Origin of the sequence: Lacrimispora struthionigena (assembly GCF_048627165.1) — a bacterium.
Lineage (GTDB): Bacteria > Bacillota > Clostridia > Lachnospirales > Lachnospiraceae > Lacrimispora.
In genome coordinates this window covers 1,375,782-1,393,525 of the sequence record NZ_JBMBWP010000002.1, presented here as the reverse complement: position 1 = coordinate 1,393,525, position 17,744 = coordinate 1,375,782, and the positions used below count along the sequence as shown (strand labels likewise).

The 17,744-nt window shown below is 40.4% G+C and carries 18 protein-coding genes and 1 pseudogene; 14 read left to right on the top strand and 5 right to left on the bottom strand.

Going from position 1 to position 17,744, the window contains the following annotated elements:
* Positions 1-6: 6 nt before the first annotated feature.
* Positions 7-927 (bottom strand): LysR family transcriptional regulator, encoded by a 921-nt coding sequence (locus ACOAOT_RS15655; RefSeq protein WP_420217846.1) that lies wholly within the window; start codon positions 925-927, stop codon positions 7-9.
* Positions 928-1,074: 147 nt separating this feature from the next.
* Between ACOAOT_RS15655 and ACOAOT_RS15650 the strand changes: the two genes are divergently transcribed.
* From ACOAOT_RS15650 to ACOAOT_RS15625, 6 genes are all read left to right on the top strand, one after another.
* Entirely contained in the window at positions 1,075-2,982 is a 1,908-nt protein-coding gene (locus tag ACOAOT_RS15650) for a sigma-54-dependent Fis family transcriptional regulator (RefSeq protein ID WP_420217845.1), read from the top strand.
* Between the two features lie 170 nt (positions 2,983-3,152).
* Complete coding sequence (locus ACOAOT_RS15645) at positions 3,153-4,481, top strand: enolase C-terminal domain-like protein (RefSeq protein ID WP_420217844.1); 1,329 nt, start codon at positions 3,153-3,155, stop codon at positions 4,479-4,481.
* A gap of 144 nt (positions 4,482-4,625) precedes the next feature.
* A complete protein-coding gene (locus ACOAOT_RS15640; RefSeq protein WP_420217843.1) occupies positions 4,626-5,975 on the top strand; it encodes an enolase C-terminal domain-like protein in 1,350 nt (449 codons plus the stop codon).
* A gap of 17 nt (positions 5,976-5,992) precedes the next feature.
* Positions 5,993-6,490: a tripartite tricarboxylate transporter TctB family protein gene (locus tag ACOAOT_RS15635; RefSeq protein ID WP_420217842.1), complete on the top strand. Its 498-nt coding sequence runs from the start codon at positions 5,993-5,995 to the stop codon at positions 6,488-6,490.
* Positions 6,491-6,501: 11 nt separating this feature from the next.
* Positions 6,502-8,022: a tripartite tricarboxylate transporter permease gene (locus ACOAOT_RS15630; protein ID WP_420217841.1), complete on the top strand. Its 1,521-nt coding sequence runs from the start codon at positions 6,502-6,504 to the stop codon at positions 8,020-8,022.
* Between the two features lie 17 nt (positions 8,023-8,039).
* Entirely contained in the window at positions 8,040-9,098 is a 1,059-nt protein-coding gene (locus ACOAOT_RS15625; RefSeq protein ID WP_420217840.1) for a tripartite tricarboxylate transporter substrate binding protein, read from the top strand.
* A gap of 62 nt (positions 9,099-9,160) precedes the next feature.
* Here the strand turns inward: ACOAOT_RS15625 and ACOAOT_RS15620 are convergent, their stop codons facing one another.
* Positions 9,161-10,054 (bottom strand): LysR family transcriptional regulator, encoded by an 894-nt coding sequence (locus tag ACOAOT_RS15620; protein ID WP_420217839.1) that lies wholly within the window; start codon positions 10,052-10,054, stop codon positions 9,161-9,163.
* 83 nt (positions 10,055-10,137) lie between these two features.
* Between ACOAOT_RS15620 and ACOAOT_RS15615 the strand changes: the two are divergent.
* Positions 10,138-10,355 (top strand): annotated as a pseudogene (locus ACOAOT_RS15615) (group II intron reverse transcriptase/maturase); the annotation flags it as partial.
* Positions 10,356-10,409: 54 nt separating this feature from the next.
* On the opposite strand, the gene ACOAOT_RS15610 reads toward ACOAOT_RS15615, so the two are convergent.
* Both ACOAOT_RS15610 and ACOAOT_RS15605 read right to left on the bottom strand, forming a co-directional pair.
* Positions 10,410-10,685 (bottom strand): hypothetical protein, encoded by a 276-nt coding sequence (locus ACOAOT_RS15610; RefSeq protein ID WP_420219482.1) that lies wholly within the window; start codon positions 10,683-10,685, stop codon positions 10,410-10,412.
* A 15-nt stretch (positions 10,686-10,700) separates the two neighbouring features.
* On the bottom strand, positions 10,701-11,339 hold the full coding sequence (locus ACOAOT_RS15605; RefSeq protein ID WP_420217838.1) for a hypothetical protein: 639 nt from the start codon (positions 11,337-11,339) through the stop codon (positions 10,701-10,703).
* A gap of 335 nt (positions 11,340-11,674) precedes the next feature.
* Here ACOAOT_RS15605 and ACOAOT_RS15600 point away from each other — a divergent pair, with 335 nt between their 5' ends.
* From ACOAOT_RS15600 to ACOAOT_RS15580, 5 genes are all read left to right on the top strand, one after another.
* Positions 11,675-12,082 (top strand): BlaI/MecI/CopY family transcriptional regulator, encoded by a 408-nt coding sequence (locus ACOAOT_RS15600; RefSeq protein ID WP_420217837.1) that lies wholly within the window; start codon positions 11,675-11,677, stop codon positions 12,080-12,082.
* 3 nt (positions 12,083-12,085) lie between these two features.
* The gene (locus ACOAOT_RS15595) at positions 12,086-13,249 is read left to right on the top strand and encodes a M56 family metallopeptidase (protein ID WP_420217836.1); all 1,164 of its coding nucleotides are present in this window, start codon (positions 12,086-12,088) and stop codon (positions 13,247-13,249) included.
* Positions 13,227-13,478 carry a hypothetical protein gene (locus ACOAOT_RS15590; RefSeq protein ID WP_420217835.1) on the top strand — a complete coding sequence of 84 codons (252 nt, stop codon included), beginning with the start codon at positions 13,227-13,229 and terminating at the stop codon, positions 13,476-13,478. The genes ACOAOT_RS15595 and ACOAOT_RS15590 overlap by 23 nt, the downstream gene beginning before the upstream one ends.
* 267 nt (positions 13,479-13,745) lie before the next feature.
* Entirely contained in the window at positions 13,746-13,895 is a 150-nt protein-coding gene (locus ACOAOT_RS15585; RefSeq protein ID WP_420217834.1) for a YIEGIA domain-containing protein, read from the top strand.
* A 72-nt stretch (positions 13,896-13,967) separates the two neighbouring features.
* Entirely contained in the window at positions 13,968-14,654 is a 687-nt protein-coding gene (locus ACOAOT_RS15580) for a response regulator transcription factor (RefSeq protein WP_420217833.1), read from the top strand.
* 52 nt (positions 14,655-14,706) lie between these two features.
* On the opposite strand, the gene ACOAOT_RS15575 is transcribed toward ACOAOT_RS15580, so the two are convergent.
* A complete protein-coding gene (locus ACOAOT_RS15575) occupies positions 14,707-15,261 on the bottom strand; it encodes a TetR/AcrR family transcriptional regulator (protein ID WP_420217832.1) in 555 nt (184 codons plus the stop codon).
* 138 nt (positions 15,262-15,399) lie between these two features.
* Between ACOAOT_RS15575 and ACOAOT_RS15570 the strand changes: the two genes are divergently transcribed.
* Both ACOAOT_RS15570 and ACOAOT_RS15565 read left to right on the top strand, forming a co-directional pair.
* On the top strand, positions 15,400-16,866 hold the full coding sequence (locus ACOAOT_RS15570; protein ID WP_420217831.1) for an MDR family MFS transporter: 1,467 nt from the start codon (positions 15,400-15,402) through the stop codon (positions 16,864-16,866).
* Positions 16,867-16,904: 38 nt separating this feature from the next.
* On the top strand, positions 16,905-17,687 hold the full coding sequence (locus tag ACOAOT_RS15565; RefSeq protein WP_420217830.1) for an EFR1 family ferrodoxin: 783 nt from the start codon (positions 16,905-16,907) through the stop codon (positions 17,685-17,687).
* The last annotated feature ends 57 nt before the right edge of the window (positions 17,688-17,744 follow it).

Sequence of the window (17,744 nt, the reverse complement as noted above, 5' to 3'; positions counted from 1 at the left end):
CAGAAGTTAAATTTCCAGTGTTCCTTTTACATAATTAATTGCAAGAGACATGAAATATTTTTCCGGTTTTGTTAAATAACTGCCTTTTAAATATGCAATGGTACGCATCCAGGTATACCTTGGAGGAACTGTAAAGTAGGCGATGGGGGCATTCGCGTCCACATAAGACTGGGGGAAGAATGCGGGGCAGATCTGCTGCTTTACCATGTTATAAACCGTCTGGGTAGAGGCGGATTCAAACAGGATATTGGGAATGAAGCCTGCCCGTTCAAACAACTCATCTACCAGATCTCTCATTCTGGAGTCGCGGGCAATCAATGCAAAGCTGTCATCTTTTAAAAGAGTTAAGTCAATAGACGGCAAAGTATCATAACTTCGTTCTCCTGCAAGACAGGCAAGAGGATGGCTGATGGGCAGTCCAAGCACAATAAATTCTTCCTCCATCTCGTTATATTCAATGGCAGGATTTTTGTGGTTTCCAAAATATGCCAGGCATGCAAGTGTTACCTCTTTTTGCAGAAGGAGCTGTTCCATCTTTTTTACCCGTGCTTCTGCGATCCGGAAGGTGATTTCCGGATAGGCAGCATGAAAGATGGGATAGACATTGGAAAACATAAGAGATCCCTGTTCCGGTGAATAGGCCAGGGAGATCTCCCCCCGCCGCTCGCCTGAGATATCATGGATGATTTTATAAGTCTCCTGCTTTAAATCTACCATCTGTCGGGCTGTGTTTAAATAGATTCGTCCTGCAACAGTTGGGACCATGGAGTGGCTTTTCCGCTCAAACAGCTGGGTGCCAAGCTCCTTTTCAAGACGGAGTAGCTGCTGATTTAAGGCTGACTGGGTGAGGAATAATTTTTGTGCTGCTTTTGATATACTTTTTTCCTGTTCAATGGCAATGATGTTATCAATCTGGCGTAAGTCCATGATACCCTCCTGAATCTATTAGAAAAAATTAGTAAAGGTTACAAAACAATAAATTGAAATAATTTTATGATGCAATTATAATAAAAGTGATAGGATTTATCAATATAAAAATATGCAACATTGAAATTTTGTGAAATGAGGACACATATGAAGCAGATAGCGATTCTTCTACCAAGGCAGACCATTTTAAAATATGCTCAGAACGTGCTGGAAAAAGAAAAAACTGAAGTTCAGCTTTTAAAGGTAGTGGATAATTCAAATGCAGTCGTGGAAGCGAAAGAGGCTGTTCAGGCAGGCGCCCGGGTTATCATAGCCAGAGGACTGCAAGCTACGTTGATTAAAGAAAGTTTAAACATTCCGGTTGTGGAAATGCCCATAACGGTACGTGAAATTGGTTTTATGATTTTAAAAGCAAAAAATATGCTGAAAAAGGATCACCCTTCCATCGGGATTGTGGCATTTGAAAACATGTTTGAAAGTCTGGATGAACTGGACGAGCTGTTTGGTTTTGAACTGCATTTTTATAAACTGAATGAACTGGAAGATACGAGAAACTTAGTCAGTCAGGCTATTATTGACGGTGTGGACTTAATTATCGGCGGAGTAAAAACCAATCAGATAGCATTTGAAATTGGTTTTCCCAGTTTGTTTATGGAAACGGGAGAAGAGTCCATTAAGAAAGCACTTCAACTGGCTGTTCACATGCTTGAACTGGCAGAGCAGGAAAAACACAATAAGGCGCAGATCGATACCCTTCTTGACACATCCTTTAGCGGGATCATTAAAATAAATGCTTATCAGGAAATTGTGGCAGTAAACCGGGTCATTGAGCAGTTGTTGGGGAGACCAACCAGTGAGGTGATCGGTTTTCCCATTGACAAGGTATTTGATGGAATCGATACAGAAAGTATCAATGGGATCTTAAGCGGAAGAGAAGAACTTTATTCTACCTCTTTTTCCATAAAAAGCCAGCTGCTGATGGTAATCGGGGCCCCCATTCAGTACGACGGACATTACAGCGGAGCCATATTGACCTGCCATAAGGTTCGTATGGCAGTGCGGGAGGAAGGGTCAGAATCAGGGGCTAAGCTGGCAGGCAGTCATCTTGCAGTTCATAATTATCATCATATCCTCAGAGAGTCCGTGGAGATAAAACGGTGCATTAAGCTGGCAAGAGCGTATGGAATTTCTAAAAACCCGGTTTTTATATACGGAGAGACTGGCACGGAAAAAGAAATCTTTGCCGAAGCAATTCACAATAACAGCCCTCAAAAAGGAGGACCGTTTATTCATATCAACTGCAGCACACTTTCGCCGGAGGAACAGAAACAGGTTCTGTTCGGTTTTGGAGAGGAAAACAGGAAAAAGCCGGTCAGTGCTCTGGAAGCCGCGGCTTTTGGAACCGTATTTTTAGAAGAGGTGGACCGGTTGTCTCTGGAATGTCAGTACCTGCTTTTTAAAGCCGTTCGCGACAGGCTTTTCTGGGACCGTGATTCTATGGTAAAGCGTGTTCTGCCGGTACGACTTATTGCATGCGCCGGAAAAGAGCTGGCAGTACTTGTAAAACAAGGTAAGTTCCGGGAGGATTTATATTTCTATCTTTCTGCTTTAGAGATTTCCCTTCCCCCGATCAGGAAGGAGCCGGAAGAAATCCGCCGTTTTACCGGCATATTTCTTGAAAAATACAATACTGCCTATTCCAGATATGTGGAAATCAGTGAGGCTGCCCTGGGTGTGATGGAAGAGTATTTCTGGGAAGGAAATCTGTTGCAGCTGGAGAGCTTCTGCGAGCGGCTGGTTCTCACTGCCCATAGAAGAAAAGTGGAAGAGGGGATGGTACAGAATCTGTTACAGCAGCTCTATCCAATTACCAGTGAAGACAATGGAAGCGGGCAGATCGTAAAAAACCAGAATCCGGAAGCACTCCGTATTGAGATGCTGATGGAACGTTTTAACGGAAGAAGAACTGAGGTGGCAAAAGCAATGAAGATCAGTACCACCACTCTGTGGAGGAAGATGAAACGTTACGGGATTGGAAACAGCTATGACATATAAAAGCAGGGGATTGCAAATAATTGCAATCCCCATTTCATTATTTGAAAGAATAAGAAAGATGACAAAAAAAGACAAAATGCTTGTTGCGTCTGTCAATAGAATGAGAAACAAAAGAAAGTTATAATCAGAATATGTAAGCCTATGATGGCTTTTGGTAAAGGAGATTAAACATGACACCAGTGATTACTGAAATGGAAGTGTATCCAGTAGCAGGAAAAGATTGCATGGAATTAAATTTAAGCGGAGCTCATGCACCGTTTTTTACAAGAAATATTGTCATCCTGTATGCGAATAACGGCGAAATGGGAGTAGGAGAAGTACCTGGAGGAAAAAAGATCACCGATGCACTTTTAGAGTGCGTTCCCCTTGTAACTGGTACTAAAATCAGTGAATACAAAAGCACTCTTTTAAAGGTGAAGGAATATCTGGATTCCAAAGGAGAAACAGATGTCAGAGGGAACCAGACGTTTGATTTACGTACAGGAGTACATGTGATAACCGCCATTGAAGCCCCCTGTCTGGATCTTCTGGGAAAATATTTAGAGGTTCCTGTATGTGAACTGTTAGGCGAAGGAAAACAGAGAGACAGTGTACGTATGCTGGGTTATCTATTCTTTGTGGGAGACAGAAACAAAACAGATCTACCCTACGATTCTGAACCAGATGCAGACTGTGACTGGTACCGGATTCGTCACGAGGAAGCTCTTACTGCGGAGCAGATCGTGGCATTCGCAAAAGCTACAAGAGAAAAATACGGATTCCAGGACTTTAAGCTGAAAGGCGGCGTGCTTCCCGGAAATGAAGAGATGGATGTAATCCGGGAATTAAAGAAAGCATTTCCTGATGCACGGATTGATTTAGATCCTAACGGTGGCTGGCTTCTTGAAGAGGCTGTGGAATATGTCAAAGGAATGCAGGGGATTTTAACGTACTGCGAAGATCCCTGCGGAGCAGAAGGTGTTTATTCCGGAAGAGAGATTGTCAGCGAATTCCGCCGTCGTACCGGTTTTCCAACGGCTACTAATATGATTGCAACCGATTGGAGAGAGGTAGGTCATTCCCTGGAATCCCAGGCTGTGGACATCATACTGGCTGATCCCCATTTCTGGACGATGAACGGATCTGTCCGTGTAGCACAGATGTGCCATGATTTTGGATATACATGGGGTTCTCATTCCAACAACCATTTTGACATATCACTTGCCATGTTTACCCAGGTAGGTGCTGCTGTACCAGGAGAGTACAATGCACTAGATACCCACTGGATCTGGCAGGAGGGAATCGAGCGCCTGACGAAAGAACCCCTTCAAATCGTAAACGGCTGTGTGGAAGTTCCAAAGAAGCCTGGACTTGGTATAGAGGCAGATCTGGATCAGATTAAAAAGGCTCACCAGCTGTATCTGGATTACTGCCTGGGCGGCAGGGATGATGCCATGGGTATGCAGTATTTGATCCCAGGATGGAAATTTAATCCAAAAAAACCCTGTCTTGTTCGTTGATTTTAAGGATTATTAACATTTCTTATTGCTGCAATCGGTATTAATTATTGGATTTATGGAAAATTCGTTGGTATAATGCATGTGAAAACAAGAATTGACAAATAAAAAAATGTGCAATTTGACCAAAGAAAGGAAATAAAACATATGAAGCACTCAGGAACGCCGGTGGTAACAGAAATGCAGGTCATTCCAGTTGCTGGTTATGACAGCATGCTTATGACATTAAGCGGAGCTCATGCACCGTGGTTTACCAGAAATCTGGTGATTTTAAAGGATAGTGCGGGGAATACCGGAATCGGCGAGATACATGGAGGGGATTACACCTGTGAAGCATTAAGAAGCTGTACTCCTCTGGTGGTAGGACAGCAGATTGGAAAATACCGTGGAATTTTAAATTCAATCCATAGAGCGGGAACGAGAGCAGAAGGAGATGATGGAGAGGGAATACAGACCCTTGATATCAGCAAACTGAAATTTGTTGTGAAAGCAGAATGGGCGATAGAATGCGCACTCCTTGATCTTCTGGGACAGCACTTAGGGCTTCCCATGTGTGAACTGTTAGGAGAGGGAAAGCAGAGAAATCAGGTAGAAACACTGGGATATTTATTCTACGTCAGCGAAAAGGAAAAAGCCCTTAAGCTTGGGTATCTGGATGAGAGCAGCAGTGAGGATCCCTGGTTTCGCCTTCGCCGCATGGAGATGCTTACGCCGGAACGTATTGTAGAACAGGCAGAGGTTCTTCATGAAAAATATGGATTTAACAACTTTAAATTAAAAGGTGGTGTGCTTTCCGGTTCCGAAGAGATGGAAGCGGTTCGGGCACTGAAGAAGGCATTTCCCAATGGCCGTATTAATATAGATCCCAACGGGGCCTGGAGTTTAAAGGAAGCTATTGACCTTTGTAAGCCAATGGAGGGAATTTTATCTTACATCGAAGATCCCTGCGGTCCGGAATCCGGTTTTTCCAGCAGAGAAATCATGGCAGAATTTAAAAATGCCGTTAATCTGCCAGTAGCAACCAACATGATTGCCACAGACTGGAGACAGTTTTATCATTCCGCAACATTAAAAGCGGTGGATATTGTTCTGGCAGATCCTCATTTCTGGGGATTCGAAGGAAGTGTGAGAATGGCACAGATTTTAAATGACTGGGGTCTGACATGGGGGAGTCATTCCAACAATCATTTTGATATTACCCTGACCGCGTTTGCCCACGTGGCAGCTGCAGCACCGGGAAATCCAACTGCACTTGACACTCACTGGATCTGGCAGGATGGTCAGAATCTGTTAAACGATACTCCGTCTATTAAAAACGGGTATTTGGAGGTACCTGACAGACCCGGGCTTGGAGTAACCATTAATATGGAGCGGGTTATGGAGGCCAATGCATTATATAACAGCCTTACCTCTCATGACAGAGACGATGCTCTTGCAATGCAGTATTTAATACCAGGCTGGAAATATGACTGTAAAAAGCCGGCACTGGTAAGATAAAAGGAGGAGGCCAGTCAATGTTTATTAAAAAATATGGGGATATGATTGTCGGCGGATTTTTTATGATTTTATCCGCCGGAATGATGATAATGGCAAAGATGCTGCCAAAATCAACAATTATGGATATCGGTCCGGATTTCATGCCAATGTGCATCGGTATCGTGACCTTTGTTCTGGCGGCAGCCCTGGCATTCTTAAATTTGAAAAATTTAAAAATGAGAACGGCAGAAGCAGAAAAAATGGAAAAGGAAGATCTGGATTACAAACGTATGCTTACCAGCTTTATGCTGATCCTGGTCTATGTTTACTTACTTCAGCCCGTTGGCTTTATTGTAACAACAATTCTTTATTTGCCATTTCAGATGTATGTTCTGGCTCCCGATGAGAAAAAAACGAAAAAGGATATCATACAGCTGGCAGTAACTTCTGTCATATTTACCTTTGTTGTATTTTTTCTGTTCCGGTATGGATTTAAGATCATATTGCCTGCTGGTATATTTACCATTAATTTATAGGAGGAGAAGCTATGAATGCATTAATTTCGTTAGGTAACGCTTATGTAAGAATTTTTACTCCGTCTTCTCTTCTGCTTATGGCAGCAGGAGTGGTTGTTGGAATTATATTTGGTTCCATACCAGGTTTGTCAGCTTCTATGGCAGTAGCATTGTTTTTGCCGCTTACGTTCAGTATGTCCCCATCTATGGGGATGAATGTACTGGTTGCTGTTTACATCGGAGGTATTTCAGGTGGTCTGATCTCTGCAATTCTTCTTAATATGCCGGGTACGGCATCTTCCATAGCAACCTGTTTTGACGGTTATCCAATGGCAAAAAATGGAGACGCTGGTAAAGCGCTAGGATATGGAATCGTATTTTCCTTTTTAGGATCTATTTTTTCCTTTATTATTTTAACGTTTTGTGCTCCGTTACTTGCTAATGTTGCACTTAAGTTTACTCCGGCTGAGAACTTTGGAATTTCCTTTTTTGCATTAACCATGGTTGCAGTACTGGCGTCCGGTTCCATGTTAAAAGGTGTCCTGGCGGGTATGCTGGGACTGATATTCTCCCTGGTGGGTATGGCTCCAATTGACGGAACAGCCCGTTTTACATTTGGATCCAGCTCATTGATGGCAGGATATGATACACTTCCCACGTTAATTGGTATTTTCGCCATTTCAGAGATTCTTATAACAGCGGAATCCATGGGACATGGGAAGATGGATGTGATCAAAATGAAACCAATTAAAGGGTTCGGTTTTACCTGGAAGGAATTTGTTTATCAGATTCCAAATGCCATTCGTTCTGCTCTTATCGGAACCGGAATCGGTATCTTACCCGGAATCGGTGGAAGTACTTCAGGAATGCTTGCCTACGTAACTGCCAAAAACATGTCAAAACATCCGGAAGAATTTGGAAAGGGCTGCCCTGATGGAATTGTGGCCACGGAAACAGCTAACAACGCCACCATCGGAGGAGCAATGATTCCGCTTCTGGTTCTTGGAATACCAGGGGACGGTGTAACGGCTATGATGCTTGGAGGATTTTTGATTCACGGCTTATCGGCAGGTCCCCTTCTCTTTGTTAAAAATGCAGATGTAGTATATGGAATTTTTGCAGCCTGTATGATCTGTATTACTATGATGCTGTTAATTGAATTTTTTGGAATCAAAGCATTTGTACAGCTTTTAAAAATACCGAAACACATCCTGATGCCTCTGATCCTGGTTTTGTGCTGCGTGGGCGCTTATGCCACCAACAACCGGATTTTCGACGTACAGTCCATACTGTTATTTGGACTGGTGGGATACTTATATCATAAGTTCAGACTGCCAACTACACCGTTTGTATTATGCTTCCTTATAGGAAAAATGCTGGAGACATATCTCCGAAGAGGAATCATGCAGTACAAATCATTTGGAGCGTTTTTCCAGAGACCGATTTTTGACGCATTCTTTTTTGTGGCAATCGGTGTGGTGGTTTGGTCAGTTTATAAAGAATACAAGATGTACATAAACAAAAAAGCGGGGAAGGCATCTGAACAATCATAAAAAAGGAGAGCAAAACTATGAAAAAAAGATTATTAGCAACAGTATTGGCGGCGGGGTTGGTTCTTAGCATGACAGCATGTGGCAGCAGCCAGACACAGGCAACAACAGCAGCAGAAACAACAAAAGCGGCAGCCAGTTCTGAGGCAGCCACTACAAAAGGATCAGAAGCAGCAGGTACTGAGGCAGCAGCCTCCACCTGGAAGCCAACCACCACTGTTTCCATCGTAGTTCCAGCAGGAGCAGGCGGCAACACAGATCTTTCTGCCCGTGTATTTGCGGAGTATGCAAAGAGAATGACAGGTGCTGATTTTATTGTGGTAAATGCCAACGGGGCTGCAGGTTCCGTAGCAGCAAATCAGGTACGCTCCGCAGCAGCAGACGGACATACCTTCCTTTACGGTCACAACCTGGTAAATGTGGCAAATATTGCTGGTGTAACCGATTATAATTATACCGCTTTTAAATTAGGACCAACATTTGCACTTGATCCGGCACAGCAGTTCTACGCAAATCCGGAAAAGTATAAGACACTTGATGATTTCATTAAGGCAGCAAAAGCAAATCCAGGCAAGTTAAAAGCATGTACCGAAGTAGGAGCATATACTTACTATGAGCTGCTTGCATTTGAAAAGGTAGCAGGAATTGATCTGGACCTGGTTGACGTAGGTTCCAACTCTGATAAGGTAGCAGCCATGCTTTCCGGCCAGGTGGATTTAATGCCAGGTGCTTATATTAACTGTAAGGATTATCTGGAAGCAGGACAATTTGTATGCCTGGGAGCTCCAACGAAAGAGCGCTATGAATTAATCAAGGATATTCCAACTTTAACCGAGCAGGGCGTAGATTTAGTATATCCAAACTGTGAGTTTTCCTTTTATTTCCCCAAAGATACATCTGATGATGTGATTGCATGGTACGATCAGCTGGTTAAGAAAATGACCGAAGATCCGGAAGTAAAAGAGGCAATTGCCAAAGTTGAGATGATGCCTTACTATTTAAGTTCTGTTGATTCTGAGGCCAATGACGAAAAGATTTACAATGAGATTAAACAGATCGCTGATGATCTTGCAAAATAATTAAATTAATTGAAATTAACAGCCCTGGAAGCCGGTTTTCAAAATGGCACCCAGGGCTGTTATTAATTAAAATAGTTCCTTATAGCATTACAAAAGCATTGGCTCGCCTGGCTTTGAATCCAGTTTTTTCTTGTTACCAAAGCGTTTAGTCTGGTAAGCTTTGGCTCCACATGATAATATGCCACGTGTTCCCGGTCCGCTGCACAGGAATCGCTGATAAATGTGACTCCAATTCCCATGGCAACCATACTTCTGGTTGTGGATATGCTGTTGGTTTCACAAACAGTACTGGGGATCCAGCCGGCATTTTCCAGCACCATATCGGTGAGCCGGCGCAGAGTAGAGCCTTTTTTAGACAGTAAAATATTTTCTTCCCCAAAACTCTTTGCAAATTCCCCAATTCGGATCGGTCTGTCCGGATTTTTCTTCCGATATGGGTGATTAACAGGAATGGAAAACAGAACTTCTTCCTCCCGGAGTATGGTCACCTGATCAGGAGAAAAAGGATCAATTTCATTGATCGCCATGATTCCACAGTCGATGCTTTCTTCTGATATCAATCTGGTAAGTCCGGGAAGATTGGTTTCTGAAATTTCAATGATAATATCCGGGTATTGGACTTTGAAAGCCGGAATGATATCGGTCAGCATGGTAAGCCCGAACTGTGAGGTCACGCCTACGGTTATATGACCGCGGTTTTCAATGTTCTGAATATTCTGATAGAGGACATTTTTTATGGACATGACTTTTTCGGCAGCTTCTATATAAAGAGAGCCTGCCGGTGTGAGAGTTAACCTGCCTTTGCTCCGATAAAACAATGGGGTGCCCAGTTCACTTTCCAGCTTTGAAAGGTACTGGCTTAAGGTGGATTGGGAGACAAAAAGTTCTTCTGCTGCTTTGGTCATGTTCTCTTTTTTGGCGATTGTCAGGATGTAGGTCAGATAGCGGGTGTCCATAATAGTGCCTCCTTGTTTATGCGGGTGTGTTTTGGGATAGGAAGTGTGGTTATTATTATTTATTTATCATATCATAGTTGGGCTGTATTTGCATAGCTTTTAAGAAGCCTAAGACAAAGATGAGAAACCCTGTAAAACTAGGAGTATCCAAAGATTTGGCATATGTAACAGCTAATAGCCGAAGAGGTTATTGGTTTGTGACACACACACAATGGGGGTCAATATAGCTTTAACAAAAGAAAGACTGATATGCAGTGGCTTCTATGATTTAGCCAATGCATATCAGTCAGTTCACGTCAACTATTTAAAGCACCGTGTACCGAACGGTACGCACAATGCTGTGAGAGGACGGCGGTTAGTCACCGCTTCCTACTCGATTATTCCCACTAAAGAGAGCCTTGATTAGAAAAATACCTCCTAATAACGCTAACAAAATACCTGTTGTTCTATAATTGTTTGATATGATATTTAAATAATTATAATTAAACTCAAGTGGAATATCTAGTTTCTGCATTGTTAATATCTTTAAATCCAACTTATACTCTGCTATATTATAGCAGTTTAATATTAAAGTGAATCCAATTGCTTCAAAAATAAATGTAATAATATAGTAGAAAGGAATTTTATTCATATTTACCTACTTCCATTATCTGGTTATTACTCCCAGGCCTGTAGCAACAGTAAAACCTCCTTTTCCGTAATAATCACCAGAAGGTTTGCCATATACTGAATAATCATATGATTGATAAATGATATATACATCGACATACATTCCTTTCGATGTATTGTTATTTTGAGATATAGTTTTTGAGACTGTAGAAGTATTTGTTGAACCATATCCTAACTGTGCTGATATTTCCTTTATTGGTGCAACCCCGACCGTGAAGGATGCTGATTTTGAAACTTGTTTTGTATAAGTATGTGAGATACTTCCTCCGGGTGAGATATAGTCAGAAGCCATAGGAAGTGAACTCCAACTTTCCCGTGGCCCGTTTGTACGCTTTATAGTTGCTCCGGTATCATACCAAGCCATTAAGTGGTTGCCATTACCTGATATTTTCTCGATTTCAACTGGATTAACAATATCATAGATTTCTATACTTTTAATTTCATCAGGATTAAGACCTAAAGCCTTCGCGATCGCCTTGTTATCACGGGATTCTACGCAAACTTGATCCCTCTGTGTAGTGGTTTGGGCATTAACATTAAAACTAAACATAAGTGCAAAAGCCATAAGCATGGCAGTTAAAGTCGTGTACTTCTTTTTTGAAATGAATAATCCCATTATAATTTAATCTCCTTTTTTCTTAAATCCAAATGTAAAGTTACATTATAGTAATATTCTTATAAAAACAATGGAATCCCCCCCTATCTAAGTACTATTTTACGCTCACGGTTTTGGACATCAATTAAAAACCAGACTCGCCTTCAAATCCCCCAACTTTCATATGGTTTTAGTACTTATGATATTATAGTTTATATATTAATAGGGTAAACTTATTTTGTCAATAATGATTTTAATAATTAAAATCGTTTTAAAATTATTTATCATTTTAAAACTAATTGACTTTTCTATAATTTTAAATTATAATTTTATAAAAATCACATGAGGTGAATAAGATGCAAGCCGGAAACAGCATGAATCCATGTTTTTTTCTTACAGGTAAAGAAGAAGCTGCTATGAAAGCACTATGGACATCAGATACTCCTTTATCTGCTACCGAAATTGCAGAAAGAATTCCTAACAGAACTTGGCCTTCAAGTTCTATACAAAGTACTTTGCGAACGCTTGAAAAAAAGAAAGCTATCGAAGTAGCTGAAATAACTAAAATCGGAAAGTCCTATGGTCGTCTATTTCGACCAACAATATCCGCCAATGAATATGCAGTTATGCAGTTTGATAGATATTATCAGGGAGATGAAAAAGATAGTTTATCTTTTATATCTACGCTTTTAGGCAAAAAAAAATGTAAAAAGGAAATTGCAGAAGCTTTACAGGAACTATTAGACCAATATAAGGAGGACTAGTTTATGGGCATAACTTTGTTCTCATTCTTGACTTCACTTATTTGGGTAAGTATATTTGCAATAGTTATTAAAATATTAAGCAGGCAAATGATTCTTTTAAGAACTTTCTCAATTTATCCTTTGTTTTTTTTGATTTGTTTATGTTTAATAAGGTTCTTTTTACCAACAGAACTATTCTATACTCAAATTATCAGATCTAAAAATTTATTGCCTTCTTTACAATATGTACTAACTTATCCTCTTATTCCCGTTAAAGGTATTACTATTAATGTATTAGCAATTCTTATTCTTGTAAGTGGGGGAATTGCATTATATAAATTCTACACTAAGATAAGTGAGTATAGAAGATTAAATAATATATTAAGTATTTTTCCAGCTTGTAAAGATCAACGCGTGAAATCAACCTTAGAAAAAATACAAAACCTTACTGGAATAAGAAAAGATATCAAAATAGTAGTGGATAAAAGCATAAGGACACCGGCAATAGTCGGCTTTCAATCACAAGTTATAATTCTTCCAGATATAAATTTCACTGACGACGAATTATTTGGAATTTTATTACATGAGTTGCAGCATTACCATCAGAGACATGTAATAATCAAAAGCATTTGTGATATTATTCAGACCATATTTTGGTGGAATCCGTTTTTTAGATATTTTAACACAGAAGTGGAACACACTTTAGAAATGCATTCTGATGAAAAAGTTAGTTATTACTTAAATAGGCAGCAACAAAGGTGTTATTTAAATGCAATAATCAAAGTCATTCAAAATCAGGAGAAAAATCAAAAGAAATCTATATTAACTTGTTGCTTAGTTGAAGAAGCGAAAAGCGATCGTTTAGAACAACGATTTAAAATGTTACTTGAAAGTAATTATTCAAAAATTAAGAAACAAAGAAGTGAAATGCTTATTCCAATTACATTTTTTTTGCTTATGCTGTCATATTCCTTTGTTATTCAACCTTATAGCGAGCCAAGTATACAAAATTACGGAAATATGACTGAAATATCAAGTGAAAATTATTTTGTAAAGACAGATTCAGGTTATGATCTTTACAACGAGCAAGGTGAGATAATAGCTACTATTTCAGTAATTGATGATAGTTTAAAGCATCTGAAAATAATTAACGAGGGGGTAAACCATGAAAAAGTTTTCCATAATTAATCTTTCCTGCCTATTGGCAGTGACTACGTTTTTTGAATTTTTTCCAACCAACATTTATGCATCTGGGTACTCAAATGAACAATTGCAGGATATTGAATATTCTGAAATACACATTCTGGCAGAAGAAACTGGTTATAAGTACAAAATTATAGATGGCAAACTGTATAAAAGGCGCTGGTCATATACATATGCGAGATGGATTGATAAGAATTGGATTTTAATATCATAAAAACATAGGGTTATTTATTTTTTTAATTCTCATGGCGCGATTTATCATCTGGTAATGCTTTCTATCACTTGCCGTGTTAGTATTGTGGTAGAAAAGATAGTAACTGATAGAAGGAGTTGTAAAAAGATAAAACAGGGTAGAAATCAGAGACTTTGGTCTGATTTCTGCCCTGTTTTTGTGGCTCTTTGTCAGAATATAATGTGAAAAAATTGGTGATAGTAACTATAAACAGATGGAGGTTCTGATTGAAATTAATCTGCTTAATATATGGAAAAAGTCATTTTATGCGGGATCGTAATGGGAACCATAGCAAGAATCATTACACTTCGGGTAGATACAAGGCAAAATCCAAGCAACCCCACCGGATGTTTTATTATTTCAGATTATTTGTTATTTCCTTCATATTCCTTTCATTAATCTTGTGATATAATATTTATAAGATACACACATAAATGAAAGCACAGAAGAATGAGAGGAAAGACACATACAATGAGAATCTTATTGGTGGAGGATGAACCGGATTTAAATGGGCTGATCGTAAGAAAACTAAAACTGGAACATTATACCGTTGATTCCTGTCTTAATGGTCTTGACGCATTGGATTATCTGGAAACGGAATATTATGATGCTGTCATTCTGGATACTATGATTCCGGGGGTCAGCGGGATAGAACTGCTAAAAAAGGTACGAAGTCAGGGTAAGAAGACTCCGGTGCTTTTGATGACTTCAGATGACACCACTTTGGACCGTGGCACCAATCCGGAATTACAGGTGGACGAATATTTGCTGAAACCCTTTGCCTTACAAGAACTTCTTAGAAAAGTAAGGGCAATGTTAAGGCGGTATTACGGCAATATCAGCAATATTTTTGAGGTTGGCGATCTGATTGTAAACTGTGATGCACGGAGAGTGATGAGAAATCAGAAAATCATTTCCCTTTCCTCCAAAGAATTCTCCATATTGGAGTATTTAATCCGTAATACGGGCGTGGTGCTTACCCGGGAAAAAATCAGTAAGCATATATGGAACTACGACTATGAAGGAGAATCCAATATGGTTGATGTGTACATTCGGTATTTGAGAAAGAAAATCGATGAAAGCCATCCGGTAAAGCTGATTCATACGGTCAGAGGTGTGGGTTATGTGTTGAGGGCTCCAGGCGTTGCGAGAAAATAAAAAATGGGCAGAGATCAGGGTTTTTTGGACTGGTTTTGCCCATTTTTCTGATTCACTTTAGCAGCCCTATTACACCATTGTTCATAAAGTCATTGAGAAGCACAACCGTTTTTTCTATATCAGGTTGTTCTTCCCTTGTAAAGCAATACGTCATCACTCCAATAATAGCGGACATGGCATATTCCAAACTGCATTCTAATTTGTAATTATCTGATTCATACGATTGTACCATGGGACGTACCAGGTCTTTGTAGGTGTTTTTCATCTTTTCCTGAAAGGCCGGATCCCCATTTTTTCCTAAGAGGACAATAAAATATTGTTTGTTTTTATTGTACACTTCCACAAGGTGTTTCAGTGGAAATTGCATGCTCCCATTGGGTATCATTTTTTTGTGTTTTTCAATATCTGGTAATACAGAAGCTTCAATTTGCTCCAGCACATCGTAGACATCCGTATAATATTCATAAAATGTGCTTCTGTTATAACCTGCCTTTGCTGTAATTTCTTTAACCGTAATCTTTTCAATTCGTTTTTCACAGTAGATCTGCCAGAACGCATCTGCTAAGTTTTTTCTGGTCTGCATCGTGATTTCAGGCTGCTTTATCAAAAGAATTCCTCCATTCCATTTTAAATCCAACAAATAAATCATGATTGTCGGTTGATGAAGAACCGTGATCTCATTACAATATGATAATACAACAGATTGTTGGATAAAGTAAAGTTTTAATCTTAAGGAGGTCTCAATATGGCAGAAAATATAGCAAATGATTTCGGGCAGCAAAAAGAAACGCTTGATCCGATGATGCTAAAAGTATCAATAATCCTGGTATTTGGTTCTCTTGCACCACTATTGGATTCTACAATGGTCAATGTGGCCATAAAAACAATTACAGGTGAATTTAATAGTACGGTTTCCATTATACAGTGGGTGATTACGGGATATGTGCTTGCAATGGCAATTGCGGTTCCCGTTTCCGGATGGGCGATTAATCGCTTTGGAGGTAAACGGCTGTATGAATTTTCCCTGATTTTATTTTTTGCAGGCTCGGTTCTATCATCACTGTCATGGAATATAGGTACTTTGATCGGGTTTCGGCTCCTCCAGGGAATTGGCGCAGGTTTACTGATGCCAACTATGACAAACATGCTGGTTCAAATATCCGGAGGCCAAAATATAGGCCATATGGCGTCAATTGTCAGCCTGCCCATGCTGTTAGCACCAATTCTGGGACCGGTACTTGGCGGAATTATAGTCAACAGTCTGGGCTGGCGCTGGATCTTTTATGTTAACATTCCGGTGACCGTCATCGCCTTATTACTGGCTTTTTGGGGAATCCCTGAGGGCAGTACCGCAGAGGAAAAACAGCCTCTTGATATCATTGGTATTTTGCTGCTGTCCCCTGCATTTGCCCTGCTCATTTATGGCATAGCGCAGATTGCTTCACATGGTGGATTAAACAGCACTGCAGTTATTGTCCCGACAGTAACAGGGCTGCTTGTAATGGCTGCTTTTATTTTCTACGCCTTAAATACAAGGATATCTCCAGTTCTTGATCTGCATTTGTTTCAATCACGCAATTTTTCCGCTACGTCTGTGTTGCTTTTTATGTCAGGCATTATCACCAATGGCGGTATGCTTCTTCTTCCGTTATTTTATCAGCAGGTGCGTGGCGAAAGTGTTCTCTACGCCGGTCTTATGCTGATTCCTCAGGGAGTTGGCATGCTGCTTACAAGAACCCAGATTGGGAAACTGACCGACCGGATAGGAGCGCGTCCCATTGTTATGGTAAGTCTTATCATCACAGCGGTGGGTACTTTGCCATTTGCTTTTGCTGATTCCGGAACAAATGCAATTTTGTTAGGTGCAGCACTGCTGATACGGGGGGCTGGCCTGGGCGGAGTATTCATTCCGCTTATGGTTTCTGCCTATGTGGGACTGAGCAGTGAGCAGATTCCTCATGCCAGCATTGCCACAAGAATACTGCAGACAATTGGAGGAGCGTTCGGATCTGCAGTCCTTGCAACAATTGTAGAGCATCAGTTAGCCGGTCACTCTGCGTCGGGAATACAGAATGTTATAAGTGCGTACAATGTTGCTTTTTGGTGGTCAGTTGGCTTTACAATCTTGTCAGTGATTCCTACCCTGCTCCTGACTGTGTATAAAAAACCGGAACCGGCATTGCTGGAAAATCTACAGGCTGATGGGAAATAAGCGGACGGATATCAGATTTGAAAAAGGAGAGTGATTAAATGTCAACGATTATTTACTATTTTACAGGGACAGGAAATTCTTTATATTGTGCCAGAAGGATTGGAGATCTGCTTGGGGATACCACAATAGTTCCCATTGAGTCTGAAGGTGAGAACATTGCACTTTTGAAAGCTGACAATATCGGTCTTGTATTTCCTGTATATGCTTTTGGCCTGCCAAACGTGGTTAAGCAATTTATAAAACACCTGTCATCTGATAATAAAGGGAAATATTTTTTTGCCGTTGCTACCAATGGTGGCAGGGTAGCCGGAGCTTTGGTACTTACACGCAGAATGCTGGAGACAAGAGGTCTTAAACTTTCAGCAGGTTATTCTGTAATTATGCCGACCAACATGATATTATTGCATGAAACAAACGAGGAAAAAAAGAAAAAACTTTTCAGCTCAATGGAGAAGAAAATCAGGGAGATCGTCTCGGCAGTTAAATCCCAAGAGTACCATACAGTAGAAATGGGTAGCATGAAAGACAGAATTTTAAGAACCGGTATGCTGTATCGGTCAGTTTCGCCGTTTATTAAGCTAATGGACCATAAGTTCAAGGTAGATCAGGGGTGCATTGGCTGCGGATTGTGCAGCCAGGTCTGCCCTGTACATAACATTAAAATTAAGAATGGAATACCGACCTGGAATCATCAGTGTGAGATGTGTCTTTCCTGCTTAAACCTATGCCCAAGGCAGGCGGTTCAATATGGAAACATGTCGGAAGGAAAACAAAGGTACAAGAACCCTTATGTTGAAGTAAAAGATCTTATGCGCCGGTAAACGTGCCATTGTACGTAGCGATGCCACAAAGTCTTTTGAATTTCAGGAATGTTGTTG